The sequence below is a fragment of the Chryseolinea sp. H1M3-3 genome, from assembly GCF_029360725.1.
In the GTDB taxonomy this organism is placed as follows: domain Bacteria; phylum Bacteroidota; class Bacteroidia; order Cytophagales; family Cyclobacteriaceae; genus Chryseolinea.
Genome location: NZ_JARKMY010000001.1, coordinates 1,497,656 through 1,516,326, shown reverse-complemented (window position 1 = coordinate 1,516,326; position 18,671 = coordinate 1,497,656). Strand labels below are relative to the sequence as shown.

General features: G+C 41.2%; 18 protein-coding genes. 12 read left to right on the top strand and 6 right to left on the bottom strand.

The features are described 5' to 3' along the window. Positions 1 to 71: 71 nt before the first annotated feature. Positions 72 to 1,535 (bottom strand): sodium:solute symporter, encoded by a 1,464-nt coding sequence (locus P2W71_RS06600; protein ID WP_276368614.1) that lies wholly within the window; start codon positions 1,533 to 1,535, stop codon positions 72 to 74. A 132-nt stretch (positions 1,536 to 1,667) separates the two neighbouring features. On the opposite strand from P2W71_RS06600, the gene P2W71_RS06595 reads away from it, so the two are divergent. The 3 genes from P2W71_RS06595 to P2W71_RS06585 all read left to right on the top strand — a co-directional run bounded on the left by P2W71_RS06595 (position 1,668) and on the right by P2W71_RS06585 (position 3,987). Next, on the top strand, positions 1,668 to 1,949 hold the full coding sequence (locus tag P2W71_RS06595; RefSeq protein WP_276368611.1) for an ATP-dependent Clp protease adaptor ClpS: 282 nt from the start codon (positions 1,668 to 1,670) through the stop codon (positions 1,947 to 1,949). 31 nt (positions 1,950 to 1,980) lie between these two features. Continuing rightward, a complete protein-coding gene (gene recR, locus P2W71_RS06590) occupies positions 1,981 to 2,589 on the top strand; it encodes a recombination mediator RecR (protein WP_276368608.1) in 609 nt (202 codons plus the stop codon). 201 nt (positions 2,590 to 2,790) lie between these two features. Further along, on the top strand, positions 2,791 to 3,987 hold the full coding sequence (locus P2W71_RS06585) for a pyridoxal phosphate-dependent aminotransferase (protein WP_276368605.1): 1,197 nt from the start codon (positions 2,791 to 2,793) through the stop codon (positions 3,985 to 3,987). A gap of 141 nt (positions 3,988 to 4,128) precedes the next feature. Here P2W71_RS06585 and P2W71_RS06580 read toward each other — a convergent pair whose 3' ends face one another. Continuing rightward, on the bottom strand, positions 4,129 to 5,334 hold the full coding sequence (locus P2W71_RS06580; protein ID WP_276368603.1) for a carboxypeptidase-like regulatory domain-containing protein: 1,206 nt from the start codon (positions 5,332 to 5,334) through the stop codon (positions 4,129 to 4,131). 148 nt (positions 5,335 to 5,482) lie between these two features. Between P2W71_RS06580 and P2W71_RS06575 the strand changes: the two genes are divergently transcribed. Next, a complete protein-coding gene (locus P2W71_RS06575) occupies positions 5,483 to 6,601 on the top strand; it encodes a histidine kinase (RefSeq protein ID WP_276368600.1) in 1,119 nt (372 codons plus the stop codon). Next, positions 6,598 to 7,341, top strand: coding sequence for a LytTR family DNA-binding domain-containing protein (locus P2W71_RS06570; protein ID WP_276368597.1), 744 nt, complete (start codon positions 6,598 to 6,600; stop codon positions 7,339 to 7,341). Before P2W71_RS06575 ends, P2W71_RS06570 begins: the two co-directional genes overlap by 4 nt. Positions 7,342 to 7,411: 70 nt before the next feature. On the opposite strand, the gene P2W71_RS06565 is transcribed toward P2W71_RS06570, so the two are convergent. From P2W71_RS06565 to P2W71_RS06555, 3 genes are read right to left on the bottom strand one after another with little or no spacing between them, the layout of a single operon-like run. Then, complete coding sequence (locus tag P2W71_RS06565; RefSeq protein ID WP_276368595.1) at positions 7,412 to 8,062, bottom strand: DUF4230 domain-containing protein; 651 nt, start codon at positions 8,060 to 8,062, stop codon at positions 7,412 to 7,414. A 24-nt stretch (positions 8,063 to 8,086) separates the two neighbouring features. Continuing rightward, complete coding sequence (locus P2W71_RS06560; RefSeq protein WP_276368593.1) at positions 8,087 to 9,469, bottom strand: TonB family protein; 1,383 nt, start codon at positions 9,467 to 9,469, stop codon at positions 8,087 to 8,089. Continuing rightward, positions 9,462 to 10,025 carry a sigma-70 family RNA polymerase sigma factor gene (locus P2W71_RS06555; RefSeq protein WP_276368591.1) on the bottom strand — a complete coding sequence of 188 codons (564 nt, stop codon included), beginning with the start codon at positions 10,023 to 10,025 and terminating at the stop codon, positions 9,462 to 9,464. Before P2W71_RS06555 ends, P2W71_RS06560 begins: the two co-directional genes overlap by 8 nt. 86 nt (positions 10,026 to 10,111) lie before the next feature. Between P2W71_RS06555 and P2W71_RS06550 the strand changes: the two genes are divergently transcribed. The 7 genes from P2W71_RS06550 (at position 10,112) to P2W71_RS06520 (ending at position 17,727) form a co-directional block, all read left to right on the top strand. Then, entirely contained in the window at positions 10,112 to 11,959 is a 1,848-nt protein-coding gene (locus tag P2W71_RS06550; protein WP_276368588.1) for a von Willebrand factor type A domain-containing protein, read from the top strand. A gap of 104 nt (positions 11,960 to 12,063) precedes the next feature. Further along, positions 12,064 to 12,840, top strand: a complete 777-nt coding sequence (locus P2W71_RS06545; RefSeq protein WP_276368586.1) for a glycosyltransferase family 2 protein — start codon at positions 12,064 to 12,066, stop codon at positions 12,838 to 12,840. 128 nt (positions 12,841 to 12,968) lie between these two features. Then, on the top strand, positions 12,969 to 13,559 hold the full coding sequence (locus P2W71_RS06540; RefSeq protein ID WP_276368584.1) for a sigma-70 family RNA polymerase sigma factor: 591 nt from the start codon (positions 12,969 to 12,971) through the stop codon (positions 13,557 to 13,559). Positions 13,560 to 13,563: 4 nt separating this feature from the next. Then, a complete protein-coding gene (locus P2W71_RS06535; RefSeq protein WP_276368582.1) occupies positions 13,564 to 13,839 on the top strand; it encodes an anti-sigma factor in 276 nt (91 codons plus the stop codon). Beyond that, the gene (gmk, locus tag P2W71_RS06530) at positions 13,840 to 14,409 is read left to right on the top strand and encodes a guanylate kinase (RefSeq protein ID WP_276368579.1); all 570 of its coding nucleotides are present in this window, start codon (positions 13,840 to 13,842) and stop codon (positions 14,407 to 14,409) included. It abuts the gene before it with no gap. Between the two features lie 30 nt (positions 14,410 to 14,439). Further along, complete coding sequence (gene nadD / locus P2W71_RS06525; RefSeq protein ID WP_276368577.1) at positions 14,440 to 15,024, top strand: nicotinate (nicotinamide) nucleotide adenylyltransferase; 585 nt, start codon at positions 14,440 to 14,442, stop codon at positions 15,022 to 15,024. A gap of 18 nt (positions 15,025 to 15,042) precedes the next feature. Then, positions 15,043 to 17,727: a DUF5686 family protein gene (locus P2W71_RS06520; RefSeq protein WP_276368574.1), complete on the top strand. Its 2,685-nt coding sequence runs from the start codon at positions 15,043 to 15,045 to the stop codon at positions 17,725 to 17,727. Between the two features lie 33 nt (positions 17,728 to 17,760). Here P2W71_RS06520 and P2W71_RS06515 read toward each other — a convergent pair whose 3' ends face one another. Next, positions 17,761 to 18,591, bottom strand: coding sequence for an FkbM family methyltransferase (locus P2W71_RS06515; RefSeq protein ID WP_276368571.1), 831 nt, complete (start codon positions 18,589 to 18,591; stop codon positions 17,761 to 17,763). Positions 18,592 to 18,671 lie beyond the last annotated feature (80 nt).

The window sequence follows — 18,671 nt, the reverse complement described above, 5'->3', positions numbered from 1 at the left end:
TTACATGAGGCTCTAAAAAAGCGGGGTTGGTTTTAATCGGGTTTAGGTCGCCACTGGCGGCCTTTTCCTTTTTATGCCTTTTCCAACGCCTGCACTGGACGCTTCGATATTATCCACAATCCGATGAATGTTATCAGCCCATTGATGATCAGAATCTCCAGGCTGATTTTATATCCTCCAAAAAGTTTTTCACTATTTAAACTAACCAGGTAGGAAAGGATGGGAGAGATAACACAGATGAGAGGAACCAGCTTGTCGTTTACTACGCGTTTTGTGAGTACACCGAAAGAGAATAATCCTAACAAAGGTCCATACGTGTAACCGGCAATGTTCAGTACAGCATCGATTACCGATCGCTCGTTTATTTCTTTAAACACAACAATGATGACAAGAAATAACAACGAAAAACTTAAGTGAACCACAAACTTTTGCCGTCCGCGCTGTGCTTCACTTTTTTCTTTGAAATTCAAAAAATCAATGCAAAAGGAAGTTGTCAAACCCGCTAATGCGGAGTCTGCACTTGCATACGATGAAGCCGTGATTCCCAGCAGGAAAAATATACCGACTAACAGGCCTAGGTCATTGAATGCCAGTCTTGGGAATAGCTCGTCCGTTGCGGCTGGTATCGGAATATTGAACTTTTCAGTGTATAGATACAGTAAGGCACCTAACACCAGGAACAACAAATTAACGATGGCCATGATAATACTGAACCAGAACATATTCTTCTGCGCATCTCCCAAGCTTCTGCAGGTGAGATTTTTTTGCATGATCTCCTGATCCATCCCCGTCATTGTTAACGCAATAAATGCACCTCCTAAAAACTGTTTCCAGAAATACATCGGGGAGTTGACGTCATCGAAATAAAATATGCGCGAGTATTTACTGGCTTCAACAGCCGACACCATCTCGGACCATGACATGCCCAGCTTATTGGTTATCTGCCAAACGGTAATAATGACTGCTGTAACCAGAAAAAAAGTTTGAAAGGTATCCGTCCATACAATTGTCTTAATACCACCTTTAAATGTATATATCCAGATCAGCGCAATTGTCGTGGCTACTGTAACAAAGAATGGAACATTCCATGCGTCAAAAAGAAATAGTTGTAATACGGTAGCAGCGAGATAGAGCCTGAGAGAAGAACCGATGGTACGAGAGATGAGAAAAAAGAATGCGCCGGTTTTGTAAGACCAGAAACTAAAGCGATGCTCAAGGTATGTATAAATAGAAACAAGGTTAAGCCTGTAATATAAAGGCATGAGCACGCCCAGGATTGCCCAATATCCTAACAGATACCCTAGTACTACTTGAAAATAACCAAATCCGACCTTTCCGACGTTGCCTGGTACAGAGATGAAAGTAAGTCCCGAAAGTGAAGCGCCGATCATACCAAACGCCACCAGATACCACGGTGACTGGCGGTTCCCGGTAAAAAATGTATTGGTGTCGGCACCTTTTGATGTCACCACTGAGATCAGGATTAACATCGCGAAATAACCTGTCAAAATTGTTAGAACCAGGATTGGACTCATGTGTTTTCTATTTAACGGAGCAAAGAATCAGGAATTAATCTAAAATCCAAATCGTTGTCATTTTGTTGCTTCGCGTAAAAGAATGAAATTAGTAGCTTTGCAAGTAAAATCTGACGTTAAGAAATTGCATTTATGAAACCACAATATCAAGAAGACGAATTAGTGGATGTTTTAGATGCTGTAGAGACAACAGATCTAATGGACCTCGTGGTGTTCAATGATGATGTTAATACATTTGAGCATGTTATCCGTACGCTCATCAAAGTATGCAAACATACACCGGAACAAGCGGAACAATGCACGATGATCATCCATTACAAGGGGAAATGCCAGGTAAAGAATGGAACATTTGACTTTCTGCGTCCTATGCGAGAGGCCATTTGTGAAGCTGGCATTGATGCCCGCATTTTATAATCTATCTTTTTTCGCTCAAACGTGCTGTGCTGTGGACTATCCTTCCAAATTAATTGAAGATGCTGTTAATCAAGTTGCCAAACTTCCGGGGATAGGGAAGAAAACAGCATTGCGACTCGTATTGCACCTGATAAAAAATAAAGAGGAAAACACATTTGCATTAACGCAGGCGCTAAACAAACTGCGATCGAGTATAAAGTTTTGCAATTGTTGTCATAATATTTCGGATACCGACCTTTGCTTCATTTGCACCAGTCATAAGCGCGACCGCAGAATTTTATGCGTTGTAGAAGATGCCAAAGATGTGATGGCCATTGAAAATACATCGCAATACAATGGCGTTTATCACGTCGTTGGCGGGGTCATTTCTCCCATGAATGGCGTCGGACCTACCGATTTAAAAATTGAATCGTTGGTGAGCAGGTTGAATCAGGAACAATCCGAAGTGAAAGAAGTAATTCTTGCACTAAGTCCCACCATGGAAGGCGATACAACTGCATTCTATATCAACAAACGAATTAAAGATCTGACAGGAAAGATAACAGTTATTGCAAGGGGGGTTCCTGTTGGCGGTGATTTGGAATACGCAGATGAAATTACTTTGGGAAGAAGCATTCTTGGACGAACACTCTTCAACTAAGTGCCTACCTTCCGTTAGTGTGTCTGTCGTCCGTCATTTCGACGGCAATATTATTTCTTCTTTTAAAACAGTCCTTTATTCCTCTTTACAATTGCTATGGCCGCAGAGGCGGTCGAATGAGAGGTCATTTTAATCTTCTCTTAACCAATCCTTCCAACTTCCGTTTTTAATTATTTTCTTTGGCCCGTTTTTAATACAACCATGAACAAACTATCAGATCGAATTGAAGCAATTGAAGAATCGGCAACTTTGGCGATGGCCGCCAAAGCCCGTGAATTCAAAACAAAAGGAATTGATGTTATTGGGTTAAGCCTGGGGGAGCCTGATTTTAAAACGCCCCAACACATTTGTGAGGCTGCCAAGAAGGCCATTGATGACGGTAAGTACTTTGCTTATCCTCCGGTAGCCGGCTATCAGGATTTGCGTGAAGCGATTGCTGCGAAATATCAGAAGGAAAATAAGGTACCTTATAAGGCTGAAAATATTGTTGTATCCAATGGAGCAAAACAATCCATTGCCAACACCATGCTTGCATTGATCAACGCAGGCGATGAAGTAATTGTGTTCTCTCCATATTGGGTAAGTTATGATGCTTTGGTCCGTCTCGCTGAAGGAGTTCCCGTTATCATCAAAGGCGGCATTGAAAATGATTTTAAAGTAACGGCAGACCAACTGGAAAAGGCGATTACTAAAAAGACAAAGGCGATTATTTTCTCATCGCCTTGTAATCCTACCGGTTCAGTTTTTTCCAGAAAAGAACTCGAAGCGATTGCAAAGGTGGTATTGAAACATCCTGACCTGATGATCATCGCTGATGAAATCTATGAGCACATCAACTTTACCGGCGAACAGGTAAGTATTGCGTCTTTTCCTGGTATGTTCGATCGCACAATTACCGTGAATGGTTTTGCAAAAGGATTTGCCATGACAGGCTGGAGAGTTGGCTACATTGCAGCACCAAAATGGATTGCCGATGGTTGCAATAAAGTTCAAGGGCAAATCACTTCGGCTAACTGCTCCATTGCGCAACGTGCTGCACTTGCAGCGCTTACCGGCGACATCACCCCTACCCTGAAAATGGTAGAGGAATATAAGAGCAGACGGGAAATCGTTTACAATCTTTTGAAGGAAATACCGGGGATCAAGGCAAATTATCCTGAAGGAGCATTTTATTTCTTCCCTGATGTAAGTGCTTATTACGGTAAGTCAGATGGAACGTTCACCATAAAAACCGGTGATGATTTTTGTTACTATATGTTAGAGAAAGCGCACGTTTCTCTAGTGCCCGGTGGTGCCTTTGGTGATGAGAAATGCGTACGTCTTTCTTATGCTGCATCTGAAAAAGATTTAAAAGAAGCATTGAAGAGAATTAAAGAGACGCTGGCGACGCTGAAATAAAATTTTAGCAAGTTACGGTCGTGTAAATAACTTACCCGACTATAAGCATCATTGGTGAACCCAAAAAAAAAGCAAGGTTAGGTGCCTTGCTTTTTTTGTAGGTGGTGAGAACCCCGTTTTTTCTGAAGCTAGGTTTGAGGTTTAATTATTTTCAAACTGCTTTTCCAGTGGTGCAAGTCGCTCAAGGTCGGCAAGAATTTCCTTATCGACCGGAGTTTCTTTGATGACATTGTATCCGTCCCAAAATTCTTTGTTATAAGGATAATCCTGGAACTGCAGTCCATAATTTCGCATTTTATCAGTCGAAGTGATGCGTTCTTTTGTATTTGGATTTACTTCATTGATAAGCAAGTGTTGCTGAAGTTCCGTCTCGAATCTGAATTCTGAGGTTATTTCATCATACCACTTTTCTTTTGTCGTGACGGTGATATAGTTTAAATACATCGTCCCTTTAAATGGTTTAAAATCGATGGTTTTACGATAGGTGACGTGCTTGCTTACCAGATCCTTCTTTCGTTCGTGGTTGTCGCCGCTGATTTCAAACTCAAGATGATTAACAGCATAGTTTTCTTTATCAATGAATATTTTAAAATGAAAATCTTCTGTATGCGATACCACGAAAATTTCATGCCCATTATAATAGGAGTCCGGTTCGCGTTTCAAGCTTGCAAAGAATCCCTCCGTATCATCGATTTGCCGATATCGAATGTTATTGTGAAGCAAGAGATCTTCTAACAAATTCTTCTGCCGGAAAAAAGGCGTGAACTTGTTATCGTATCCAAGGCTTTTTCTCACTTCAACTAACTTGACACGTTCCCTTAATTTTGATTGGTTTCGTGGTGCAATATAATTTTCGTCGAAGATTTTCACGGCCGCTTCCAACAATGCAACGGAGGTCCCGGCTACTTTCTTAACGTCGCGATAAAATCCATCCATTAGAAAAGGTTCCATCGGAAAATTTTTCTCGATCCGGCTCAACGCAATTTTTACAATTTCTCCTCCTAAAAGAGAATCTGTTACAACAACCTCTTGCAAGACCGTTGTTGATTTTTCCATGCCGATGTTTTCAGGTTTACTCTCGAGCAGCGACCAAATAGGTGCCTCAAAGTTTTGGTAACCCAACATGCTGATCACCAAAATTTCATTGCGATATTCGGCAGGGATATGAAAATCGAATTCGCCCTGAAGATTAGTAACCGTGCCAATGGCTTTTCCTTTAATGCCTACAGATGCGAACGGCAATGGCTCGGACGTTACTCTATCCAAAACACGCGTTGACAGCGTTATCTTTTGCCCGTGAGCAAAAAACACCGCTATAGAAAATAGCATTGTGAATAAAGCTCTCATAATTAAATTGGAAGCTCAAGTTGGCTAATCGACGGATTTTTTCAAACCGTTTGTAGGATATTGCCATAAAACGAAGATTTAGCGCCATAAACCTTTTCTAATCGGTTTTAATTTTCATTGCGTAACTTTATTGTTCAATTTTACCGGCTTGAAATTTTTTGATGATATCCCCGGAATTTGGAAGCGCGCCTACCTGTGGCTTTGCTTCTGGTACGCCCTTAATTATGGCGTCGGTGCATTTATTGATTACGAGTTAAACACCCATCACACATATGTTTTTTGGAATGCCTTACGACTATTCCAGGCACTATGCCTTTTAATAATAGGTGTCTTTTTTTATTCTAATTGGCTTTTCAAATTTAGTGTCTATGTACAGATAACTGGCCACCTGGCTGGAGCGATGCTGCATTTCTTCATGATGGGCACCTTATCATACTATTTGGAAAATTATGTCGAAGGTTACATCGGTTGGGATATTTGGCAAGATCATCTGATCATGTTATTAGGGACGGAAGGGCTGCACTTTCATGATCAGTATATCATTACCGTTGGTGTCTATTATGTAATTCGGTACTTTCAAGGGTTACAAAAACAGGAAATGGAGAAGAGCGAACTCACACTCAAAAATCGTGAGATGCAAATTTCGTTGCTCAAGTCGCAAATCAATCCGCACTTTTTATTCAATACATTAAACTCTATCAACACCTTAATTGGCTCTAGTAAAGAGCAGGCGCGAAAAGTAATCACCCAGCTTTCTGACATTTTCCGCTATGCGTTGGACTCGCATGGAGACCAGATGGTGAAGCTTATTCACGAACTGGATTTCATCGATAATTACATTCGTATACAGCAAGTACGTTTTGGGGACAGAATGAAGTTTGTGAAACAAGTAGATTTCTCATGTTTGAGTGTGAAAATTCCTCCTATGATTCTTCAGCCCCTGGTTGAAAACTCTGTGAAGTATGGCATTGCTCCGAAAGATGACGGAGGTACAATTATATTGACCGTAAAACGCTTTAACAATATGATTTATTTCGAGGTTAAAGATGACGGACTGGGATCTAACGCGAAGAAAGTAATGGATGGAACTCCAAGCGGCGGTGTAGGACTTACCAACACTGATAAACGCTTAAAGAGTATTTTCGGACCTGGGTCAGGCCTCCGGATATTGTCTAATGAATGGGGATATACTGTTAGCTTCTTTATACCTTTCGAAGACGCAAACCATGAATCAGTATCAGTAAAAGAACTAAATAAAGCCGTATGAACATTACCTGCGTTATCGTTGACGATGAAAAATTAGCACGCGACTTACTCCAAGAATACCTTCAACAGATGCCCAACATTCAGGTATTGGGTGAATGCTCGAAGGGTAAGGATGCCGTTGAAATGATTGACAAATTAAAACCAGACCTGGTATTTCTCGATGTTCAAATGCCGGGCATGACAGGATTTGATGTTTTGGATGAAATAACCCATGATCCTTATGTAATATTTTGTACTGCTTATGACCAATATGCTATTAAAGCATTTGAAAAAAATGCGGTTGATTACATCCTGAAACCCCTCGACCAAGAACGTTTCAAACAAGGTGTGGAGCGCGCCATCAACAGGATGAAGCTGGAGCAGAATAACGTGGGCGAATTGTTGAGGAACATGAAAACCGAAAACAAGACGTCATACGACTCACATATTTTTGTTCAGAAGTCTGAAAAACTGCTTAACCTCCCCGTTGACGAAATTGTATACCTGGAGGCATCCGGCGACTATACCATTCTTTCTACAAAGAATGATCAGTTCGTTAGCTCATCCGGCATTGGCAAGCTGGAAGAAATTTTAAATCCTGAGACATTCATCCGTGTTCACAGAAGCACAATTATCAACATCAACAGTCTCAAAGAAATTGAAAAACATTTCAATGGCGGGATGGTTGTAAAAATGCTCAATGGCAAAAGCTTCCCTGTCAGTCGTACCTACGCGAAGTTAATTCGTAAGAAAGTCGTTTAGATCAATAGTTATCCGATGATATTCAGTAACGGGTGATCGATAAGCACCTACCCGTTGCTGATTATCATTTTTAAAAAGGTCTCACGCGTTCTCCATCTGCATATCGAATCTCCACCGGCATCCCGTGAACCGAAAAGATTTCCCGTAGTTTGGTTTCCATCTCAAGGCGCGCATGATCTACAAATTGGGCTTGCTGTCCATATTTACGCGCATCAGTGGTAAATGCATTCATCGCTTTCGCCCGATCGTCCGCATCTACCCAGTTCCAAACTCCATTCTCATCCCGGAAGGTCACATCACCCAAGGGCTCCATTGACAGCAATTGCGGCTTCGGCAAGGTGACAACAGCCTTGTTATTGGCTATCTCGACTAAAAATTTTTTATGAAGATCGAACCCGGCTTTCGCTTCGAAGCTCCCGGCAATATTAATTTTCTTAGTGCTGCCTAACCAGGTGTTGGTCCAGTCATAGCGATGCTGAAATTTTTGAGAGACCGTAGCTAACTCCAGAATGGGAGTTTGTTGTTGTAAAACAACGGTGTGGTTAACGGTAACTTCTGGTGTGACGTTGAAGACCTGCGCGATATCGTGGCCAATTTGTTTTGCTCCTTCATAACTCCGTTCCATAATCTGAGAAGGAATGTACACCGCCAGCATGTATGCGGTAATACTTACAACAACGAGGAATACAGTAACTAAAAAAAGCTTACGATTCGTAAACATGCAGGTGAATTTGTACTAAAGATATTATTTCTTAGGTAATGAAAAACGCATCCGAACCCTTGCACGATCCCGTATAGGCTCATCGTTCCTTTTGGTAGGTGCCCATTTCGGCCCTTCTTTAATAAGTCGAATCACTTCTTCGTCGCATCCATGACCAATTCCGCGAATAATTCTAAAATCAGACAATTGTCCCGTGGTGCCGATTGAAAATTGTACCGTTACCTTTCCTTCCACCTCATTTTTTAATGCTTGTTCCGGATAGCGAAGATTCTCTTCCAGGTATTTTTTAAAGTATCTCCGTCCTCCAGCCGGTGCGGCAAGTTCCATGACGGGCGGCGTAGGAGAAGAAAGACTATTTGCTTCGCTTGCACTTACATAACCCACCACCACAACTTCACTCAATTCAGAAACGTCTGCTTCTAACTGTACGTCTGTAGTTTCATCAGTCGTCTCAACTTCTTTACTCGCAAACCCAATAAAAGAAAAAAGCAGTGTGCTTTGATCGTCGGCAACAGGAATCTGATAGTTGCCATTGGCGTCTGTAACCGTTCCTTCATTTGATCCTTTGACAAGGACATTCACTCCGGGCAAGCCGGTTCCATCATCAGCAAAAGTTACTTTTCCACGTATTACCTTCCTGTTTTCGTTGTAAGCATTCGATGGCGCCTTCGCAGCTGCCGGCGCAGTTTTTTTTCTGGCCAATGCGAGATCGTCATTCTTCAGTATCCTTTCTGATGTTCTGTCTGCCGCGCCTGAATTCGCGGGGCCTGGCTGTTGCTCAGCGGCAATTTTTTCTCCCGCGTCAAGTTCCTTTGAAATATCTTCCGTAGTTGCTACAGGCTTCTCTTCAACTTTAGGCGCCTCATCTGCTTCACTGCGCTCTTCTGGAATTTCCGCTATTGCTTGTTCTCCGCCACTGCGGGAGGTAATGGGTGGTGTTAGTTCAGATTCATCTTTTTTCTTCTCTTCCTGAATCGATGAAGGCTCAGCTGATTTTTCATTTTCAGAATAAACAGAATCGCTGAACGCAGCAGCAGGGTTTTCAGAAGGGCTGGGGGGTGCTAATTCTTTTTGCTTATTCACTGCCAAATGATCCGCTGAATCTTTTTCCGAACGATTAGAAAGTAAAACGATGACATACGTTGACACGGCCATCAATAATAACCCCGCCGCTATGCGTCCCAGCCATACCCACTTATGATTATTACCTTTGTGAACACGTTTGTTAAGACTTGCCTCCAACGCCTTTATATCCGCCGCGAAATCTTCCGGGGGAAGTTGCTGAAATCCTTCCAATGCATCCGCCAGAAATGGATCGTCCAATGCCTTTTTTTCCAAGGCATGCATCTGCGCCGGAGTGAGCTCTCCTTTCAGGTATTTGTCAATATCGTTTTTATAATCATTCATTTCGCTCCATACACAGCTTCAGGTTCCGCTTGCCGTTCTGGATATAACTTTTAACCTTATTATCGTCAAATCCTGTGATTTCAACAATTTCTTTATAGCACTTCTGTTGCATGTAAAACAACGTTACACAGTCTTTCTGTTCCGTTACCAATTTTTCAATACACCTTTCTAATTTAACAAGATTTGTTTCCATCTCCGGCTCCTCCTGAAGATGTATAAACGACTCATTTTCCATAAAATCTGAAGAAATAACCTGGAAATTCCTTCCTTTTTTCGCGCGGAGGGCCATCAAACAGTGATTTTTGCTGGTGACGTATAACCAACTCTTAAAGTGTGTGACTTCGTGCTCCCTGAGGCTTACTATCAGCTTTTCAAAGATTTGCATCACCGCATCACGACTTGCCTCACGGTCTTTGAAGTATTTCTTGCAAACCCCATACACCAAAGTCATGTAACGGTTAAACAATGCGCCAACCAGCGCCAGGTCGCCAGACACTTTATATTGAGATACGAGCTCAGTATCCGATAATGTGTTATGGTCTTTTCCAGAAAGCATTTTTGAAAAATAGTAAAAAAATATCTTGGTAGCGTATGGAATCCGATGGCGAACAGCATCTCACTGTCAAACAAATCTATTACGGTATGAAAAAGTCACTTTGGATTCTTGCTGTTTTCACTTTGCTAACCTTCGGGTTCACAGCACAAGAAAGCAGAACCATCACAGGTACGGTAACGGCAAAGTCAGATGGCAATGCAATACCTGGTGTAAGCATTATTATTAAAGGCACGCAAAACGGAACCTCAACAGATGTAAATGGTTTCTATTCAATTACCTCGACTCCGGGACGTACCCTTGTGTTCTCTTATATAGGTTATGTAACCAAAGAAGTAAAGATTGGAAACTCAGCAATCCTTAATATAAGTCTCGAGGAAGATGTTCAATCCTTGCAAGAAGTTGTAGTTACGGGGTATAGCATATCAAGAAGATCCAAAAAAGATTTTGCGGCAGCCGAGGAGTCAAAGGCGATGGCATACGCCCCTGCGCAAGATTATCAACGTCCTCAATGGAATACAGAAGAATATGATGCTATTGAAGAAAATATTTTCCGCGAAGCGCTTAAAAATCCTTTATCAACTTTTTCAATTGATGTGGATGCTGCCTCGTACAGCAACATACGAAGGTTCATAAACAATGGTCAACGCCCCCCTATAGATGCAGTTCGAATTGAAGAGCTCGTCAACTATTTTGATTACGATTATGATCAACCCAAAGGTGAAGATCCGTTTGCCATTCACACTGAAATCTCGACAGCGCCCTGGAACAACAAACATAAACTGGTACACATTGGGTTGCAAGGAAAAACCATCCCGACAGATCAGTTACCACCCTCAAATCTGGTATTTCTAATTGATGTATCCGGATCAATGGATGAGCCGAATAAACTTCCGCTACTTAAAAGTTCTTTCAAAATGCTAGTAGAACAACTGCGTCCTCAGGATCATATTGCTATGGTTGTCTATGCTGGTGCGGCAGGACTTGTACTTGAGCCAACAGCAGGAAATGATAAACGAAAAATTCTGGACGCGTTGGACCAACTTCAGGCTGGGGGATCTACGGCAGGTGGCGCGGGAATTAACCTCGCCTATGCAATAGCCAAACAACATTTTAAGAAAGAAGGAAATAATCGGGTGATCCTTGCCACCGACGGTGATTTCAACATTGGCGAGTCAAGCAATGCATCCATGGAAAGATTGATCGAAGAAAAAAGAAAAGACGGCATATTTTTAACTGTGCTCGGCTTTGGGATGGGGAATTATAAAGATTCGAAAATGGAAATCCTGGCCGATAAAGGAAATGGCAATTATGCTTATATCGACAACATAACAGAGGCAAGAAAAGTATTGGTGAATGAATTTGGCGGAACGCTTTTCACCATCGCGAAAGACGTCAAGCTTCAAATCGAATTTAATCCTGCAAAAGTGAAAGCCTACCGACTCATTGGCTATGAAAATAGAATGCTAAAAAATGAAGATTTCAATAACGACAAGAAAGATGCAGGCGATTTAGGCTCAGGGCATACAGTCACCGCGTTGTACGAAATCATACCTGTCGGTGTTGAGAGTGAATTCTTTAAAATCGATGACCTTAAATACCAAAATACAAAGGTTGATCCCAAAGCAGAAAAATCAAAAGAGCTGATGACAATAAAATTCAGGTACAAGAAACCCGATGGCGACGTGAGTAAGTTGATCGTGCATCCATTAATTGATGCCAACACGATCTTAGCAAAAACCTCTGATAATTTCCGGTGGTCCGCTTCCGTTGCAGCCTTCGGAATGTTGTTACGAGATTCTGAATACATTAAAAATTTCAACTACGATGCGGTGGTGCAAATGGCACAGCATGCAAGAGGTGAAGACAAAGAAGGTTATCGTATTGAGTTTATCAATATGGTGAAATCTTTTGGGGCCGTAGCAAGCCGTAAGTAGTTGTAGTAGTTGGTGTTTGGCAGGTCCTTCGAATTACATTTTCGAAAGGACCTGTTCCGTTTTAGGATAGTCTTGTGTTACTTGCGGGGAAACATAAAACTTTCATGATCAGTTTAAGTGTGGTCATCATCACATTCAACGAAGAAAAAAATATCAGCCGTTGTATAGATTCTGTAAAAAACTTGGCGGATGAAATAGTGGTGGTCGATTCCTTTTCCACTGATGATACTCGTGCTATTTGTTTATCCAAAGGGGCAAGATTTGTGGAACATAAATTTGAAGGATTCACAGCACAAAAAAACTTTGCTGTTGCACAAGCATCACATGAGTATATATTGGCGCTCGATGCTGATGAGTATCTATCAACAACATTACAAGACTCAATATTAAGCGCAAAGTTAAATTGGCAGGCAGATGGCTATAGCATGAACCGGTTGAACAGCTATGCCGGCAAATGGATTAAGTCATGCGGCTGGTATCCGGATCGAAAAATCAGGTTATGGGATAGACGAAAAGGTACGTGGGGTGGAGGATTGGTTCATGAGACTGTTGTTATGCGGGCTGAAACAAAAGTCATTCAATTGAAAGGCGATCTTCTGCACTTGGCGTATGACAATGCCTCGCAGCTGATAAACAAGATGCAGCAGCAGTATGCCGACTTGTTTGCAAAAGAGCATATGCACAAACAACATGTTACAACATTTAAAATCATTTATAAAACCGTATTTTCATTTTTCAAGAGCTACTTTCTAAAGGGAGGAATCTGGGATGGTTACGAAGGCCTCCTCATCTCCGTTTCTAATGCAAACGGAGTGTTTTATAAGTACGCCAAGCTTTTGGAATTGAATAGGACCACAAAAAAGCCCCTATCGCGCACGTGATGTCTTTTCAGAAATACATACAAAAGCCGTCGGCGCAAAAGATACTTTGGCTAATTTCTTGTTTGAGAATAGATAGGCGCAACAAGCGTAAAGCTTTTTTTAACTATTTTTAGACCCACATGGACCACATGGAATTAGAAGAGTCACCCAAGCAGCAATACTCCGACAAAGAGAAAGAAAACATCTTTAATAACGAGTTTATGCCTCATATTAACTCGATGTACAACTTTGCTTATCGGTTAACACTCGATCAGGATGACTCAAAAGATCTCGTTCAGGACACCTATTTAAAAGCGTATCGCTTCATTGATTCTTTTCAACAAGGAACTAATGCTAAAGCATGGCTGTTCCGAATTTTAAAAAACAGCTTTATTAATGATTACCGGAAGAAGAGCAAAGAGCCTTCGAAGGTGGATTATCAAGAGGTAGAAAGCTATTATAACTCCGAAGAGGTTGACAGGCAAATAACTCCCGATCTGCGTGTGGAGGCGCTGAAAGATATGATCGGTGATGAGATTTCGAATGCCTTAAACGCTCTTGATGTAGATTTCAGAACAGTAATAATATTGTGCGATTTAGAAGGATTTAAGTATGATGAAATGGCTAAGATATTAGACATCCCTATCGGGACCGTAAGAAGCCGATTGCATCGGGCGCGCAACCTGCTGAAAGAAAAATTAAGTGAATACGCTAAACAAATGGGTTATAAAAATGCCTGAGCCTATGAGTAATCCCGACCAAAACGAAAAGAAGCAGGAGTGTCAAAATCAACGAGAATGTATGGAAATGCTTCAGTTGATTCTTGACGGAGAAGCTTCACCTGATCAGAAAGAACACTTTTTAATGCATCATTTAGAAGACTGCATTCCTTGCTACAAGAACTATCATTTAGAGTTAACTGTACGTGAACTTCTTAAAACAAATTGCACAGGCCAAGCTCCGCAGGAGCTGATCGATAGCATTAAAGCTAAAGTGATTCCTAATTTCTTGTCTCGATAGATGGAAGGTAAAGCCATTATTTTTTCTGCTCCTTCCGGTTCAGGCAAGACCACTATTGTAAAACATCTTCTCGAAAAAAATCCTGATTTAGGTTTTTCTATTTCTGCGTCAACACGTGATAAAAGAGGACGTACGGAAGCTCACGGTCACGATTATTATTTCCTCACGCCCGAAGATTTTAAGCAGAAGATTGATAACAACGATTTTATTGAATGGGAAGAAGTATATGAAGGAAATTTTTACGGCACGTTGAAATCGGAAATTGATCGGATCTGGAAGCAAGGAAAAAATGTGATCTTCGATGTAGATGTGAAAGGCGGACTCAACCTGAAAAAATATTTTGGTGACAAAGCATTGGCCATATTTGTCAAAGTTCCGTCACTGGATATTCTTAAAGAACGATTAAATGACCGCGGTACCGAATCTCCTGAAAGTCTTTCCCGCCGGCTGTTCAAAGCAAATTTTGAAATGTCTTTTCAAGATCAGTTTGATGTTGTACTGGTCAATGAAAATCTTCACAAATCTCTCAAAGAAGCACAACGGCTTTATGAGGAATTCAAAACGAAGTAAGCCCTTCGCTTTTTTACTATCTTCACAAGTATGAGCGCACAGAAGATCGGACTTTTTTTTGGTTCCTTTAATCCCATTCACATGGGCCATCTTATCATCGCTAATTTGATGGTGGAAACGACCGATTTAAAAAAAGTTTGGTTTGTTATCTCTCCGCAAAATCCCTTTAAACCAAGTAAAGGCCTGCTTCACGAATTTGACCGTTACGATTTAGTACGCGCAGCAATCTTTGACAATTATAAGTTGGAAGCTTCGGATATCGAGTTCAATCTTCCAAAGCCCAGTTATACCATTCACACACTGGTCCACCTCAGAGAAAAACATCCCGAAAAGGACTTTAAAGTAATCATCGGCGAGGACAACCTGGTGAACTTTGCCAAATGGAAAAACTATCAGCAGATCTTGCTCGACTACGGATTATATGTTTATCCCCGACCTAACACGCAACTTTCTGAACTCAGATCGCATCCTAACGTTACATGTATAGAAGCGCCTATGCTTGATATTTCGGCAACTTTTATTCGATCATGCATCAAGAAAAAACAATCGGTACGTTATCTTGTTCCTGATGCAGTTGAAGAAAGAATCCGTGCTAAAGGCTTCTATCAGGATTAAAACGGCTAAAGAATTTCAATGCGTTTAAAATCGTTACCTGACAAGTTCACACCTGGCGGAAATCCATTTCTATTTACTATCCTACTTCTACTCGGCGTCTTTACCATGGCACAGGGAGCGGGGGTGCGGGGTTTTGTTAAAGACGAAAATGGCGAACCCCTTGCCTATACAACCATCTTCGTAAAACAAACCGGCAGCGGAACAACTACTAACGTAAACGGCGAATATGAAATTGGTTTGGCGGCTGGGCATTATGAATTGGTATATCAGTATCTCGGCTACGAAACAATCACCCGAGAAGTTGATATCACTTCAGAATTTGTCGAAGTGAATGTTACGCTTCGTACACAGGCGACCGTTTTGCAAACGGTAACAATTAAGGCCGGAGAAGAAGACCCGGCATATACGATTATGCGAAAAGCCATTGCCAAAGCCCAGTACCATTTACAACAACTGGACAGTTATTCCGCGCGGGTCTACATCAAGGGCTCCGGGCAATTAAAAGATTATCCATGGCTGGCTAAGCGCCGGCTGGAGAAAGAAGGAATTGAGAAAGGTAGAGTCTTCGTCTCGGAATCAATCAGCGATATAAAATATACAAGGCCTGGGAAATTTGAGGAGAAGGTGATTTCAATTCGAAGCGACGGGAATGACAACAATACTTCTCCGAACCCCTACATCTTCGGAAGCTTTTACGAACCGGAAGTTGCAGAAACTATTTCGCCACTTTCTCCGAAATCATTCTCCTACTACAAGTTCGAGTATATGGGAACATTCAAGGATCGGAATTATGAAGTTAGTAGAATTAAAGTTATTCCGCGCTCGAAAGGGGATGACGTTATCGATGGTGTGATTTATATAGTGGAAGATTGGTGGAGCATTCACAGCATGGACATTCATACTTCAAAACTGGGGATCGATGTTAATATCAGAGCAGTATATGCGCCCATAGAAGAAAAAGCCTGGATGCCCGTATCCCATCGCTTTAAAGTGGATGGAAAAGTTTTTGGCTTTGAATTCGAATTTAACTACCTGGCTACTGTAAGCGATTATAAAATTCAACTCAATCCGGAGTTATATGTGGAAAGCGACAAGATGGAAGTAATCGATGAAAAAATAGAAAAAGAAACCGCGAAAGAAATTGAGGAAAAATTTAAACCCCTTTCTAAAAGGGCACAGGTGAAGCAGGACCAAACAAAAGAACTGCAGAAGCGACTAGCTGAAGGAAAGGAAATTACACGAAAAGAACTCAATACCATCATCAAGGAATACGAAAAAGCAGAGGTAAAACAATTGGAAGCTCCGGAAATAATTTCCAATTCCATTTTTAAAATTGACAGTGGGGCTTACAAAAAAGATTCGGCTTATTGGGCGTCTGTAAGGCCGGTGCCATTAACAAAAGAAGAAGTAAAGGGATATCATAAATCCGACAGCATCGCCGAAATTGAGCGTAAAAAGGAAGCGGGTGACACGCTGAAAGCATCGAAGCATAAAGGCTTTCAACCGTGGGATTTAATCATCGGCGACAATTACAAGATCTCCAAGCATTCGAATTTCAAAATTTACTTTCCAATACCCGGATTCAACACGGTGGATGGATGGAATTTTAATTATAAGGTTTCATTCGGCACAATACTTCAGGATACCAACAAGACAAGACTTACCCTTACTCCTGTTTTCCGTTATGCATTTTCCCGGGAGGTTGCTTCAGGATATTTAAACTTTTCAGCACGGAATAAAAATTACAGAATGGATGTGCAAGGCGGCAGGTTCATTAAACAATATAATCCTGATGAACCTATCCTTCCGGTAGTGAATAGTCTGATGACCTTGTTTTTAGAAAAGAACCTGATGAAGATTTATGAAAGGGATTACCTCGACCTCTCGTTCAGCAGAAAATTGAGTACATATTTTACAATAAACACAAATTGGTCATGGGCAGAACGACGGGAATTAACCAACACGACGGATTTCAAAATTGTCAACCGGAGAAAAATCGAAGGGTATACTGAAAACAGACCCTTCAATGAAGAATTAATAGATACATCCTTTCCTAAACATCAGGCATTCATAGGATCAATCGGATTAACAGCGCGCCCCTGGATCAAATATACCATCAGGAACGACCGGCAATTTGAAGTTCCTAACTCATCTCCAATCATTTCCCTTGACTATCGCCGAGGGTTCAAGGACGTTTTGAACAGTGATGTAAGCTTTGATCAACTTGAATTGGGATTTAAACACGGCTTTAAGATCGGCATTAGAGGCAATGTTGATGTTGCGCTCCGAGGAGGATTATTTTTGAATGCCGACAAAATGTATTTCATGGACTACAAACATTTCCAGGGAAATCAAACGCCATTTATCACGAATGATCCTGTTGGCAGTTTCAGATTGCTCGATTACTATAAGTTCAGCACATCGGACAAATACTTCGCCGGCAATTTTCACTACCAATTCCGAAAACTGCTTATTACAAATATCCCGCTTGTTAGATTGGCTGGCGTACGCGAAAATGTGTTTGTTAACTATCTTGCCACCCCAACATCTAAGAATTATACCGAAGTAGGTTATTCCATTGATGGCATCTTAAGAATTTTCAGGCTTGAAGCAGCGGCTGCTTTTCAGGACGGACGGTATTTGAACTACGGATTCAGAATCGGAATAGCATCCTACATTACAGCGAATTTTTCTGATAACTAATTGCGGCACTGCAACACGTGCTCAAACCCATGATTATAGCCTGTCTTGATGAATAGCCAGCATCTCGAAATGCTTTCGGTCTGTCATGTTTTTCTTTTCGACCAAAATCTTGTTGCCTGTTTCCTCGAAATTTTCAAGGTAGTAAAGATTATAACCATGGTCGTGAATAATATCATACAACTCATGTCTTTCATTTTCATCCAGCCTTTTGTAGCACTCTACCATCAGGTTCGGTTTATACTGCTTTAGGATTTCAGGTATGGTTTTTAGAATTTCTTTGTCATAACCTTCTGCATCTATCTTGAGCAGGTCTAATTTTTCCAATTGATCTCGAAAGTGAGTTAACAAATAACGTTCAACGTTTTTGCCTTGTACATTCAAGGTGTAATCATGATGATGATTCTTCACATGAATTTCTGATAGAAAGCCGCCATTGTTAAACGAGGCATCCGAATAGTTAAAAACAAAATCCCCGTCTTCTTTCGTTGCGGCAAAACATAGCGCTTTGATATTTGTATAATCACGGTTTAAAGCCGCATTCTTTTCAAGAATTTTATACACAAACTTGTTAGGCTCCAATGCCACCACCAGACCTTGTTTCCCTACCGCCAACGCCATGGGTACTGACGTATCACCCGTATGCGCGCCGATGTCAATAATCATAGCACCAGGTCTGGCAAGCTTTCTGTAAAAATTAATGTTCGAGTTCGTTATTGACTTCTGCTGCTCAAAAGGATGTAACCATTGAGCATATTCAACGGTACCAATGCCATCGACCTCAAATGTTTTTAATTCATAACCATACTCTTTGAACGTTCGCTTTAACTTTAGCTTTTGAAGTTTTCTTTTGATGAAGTCAAACATATTGCCAATTTGCTTATAAATATACTAAAAGTAAAAGCTGGCGACATTTCCCCCGAACCACCGACATTGCGTAATAGCTC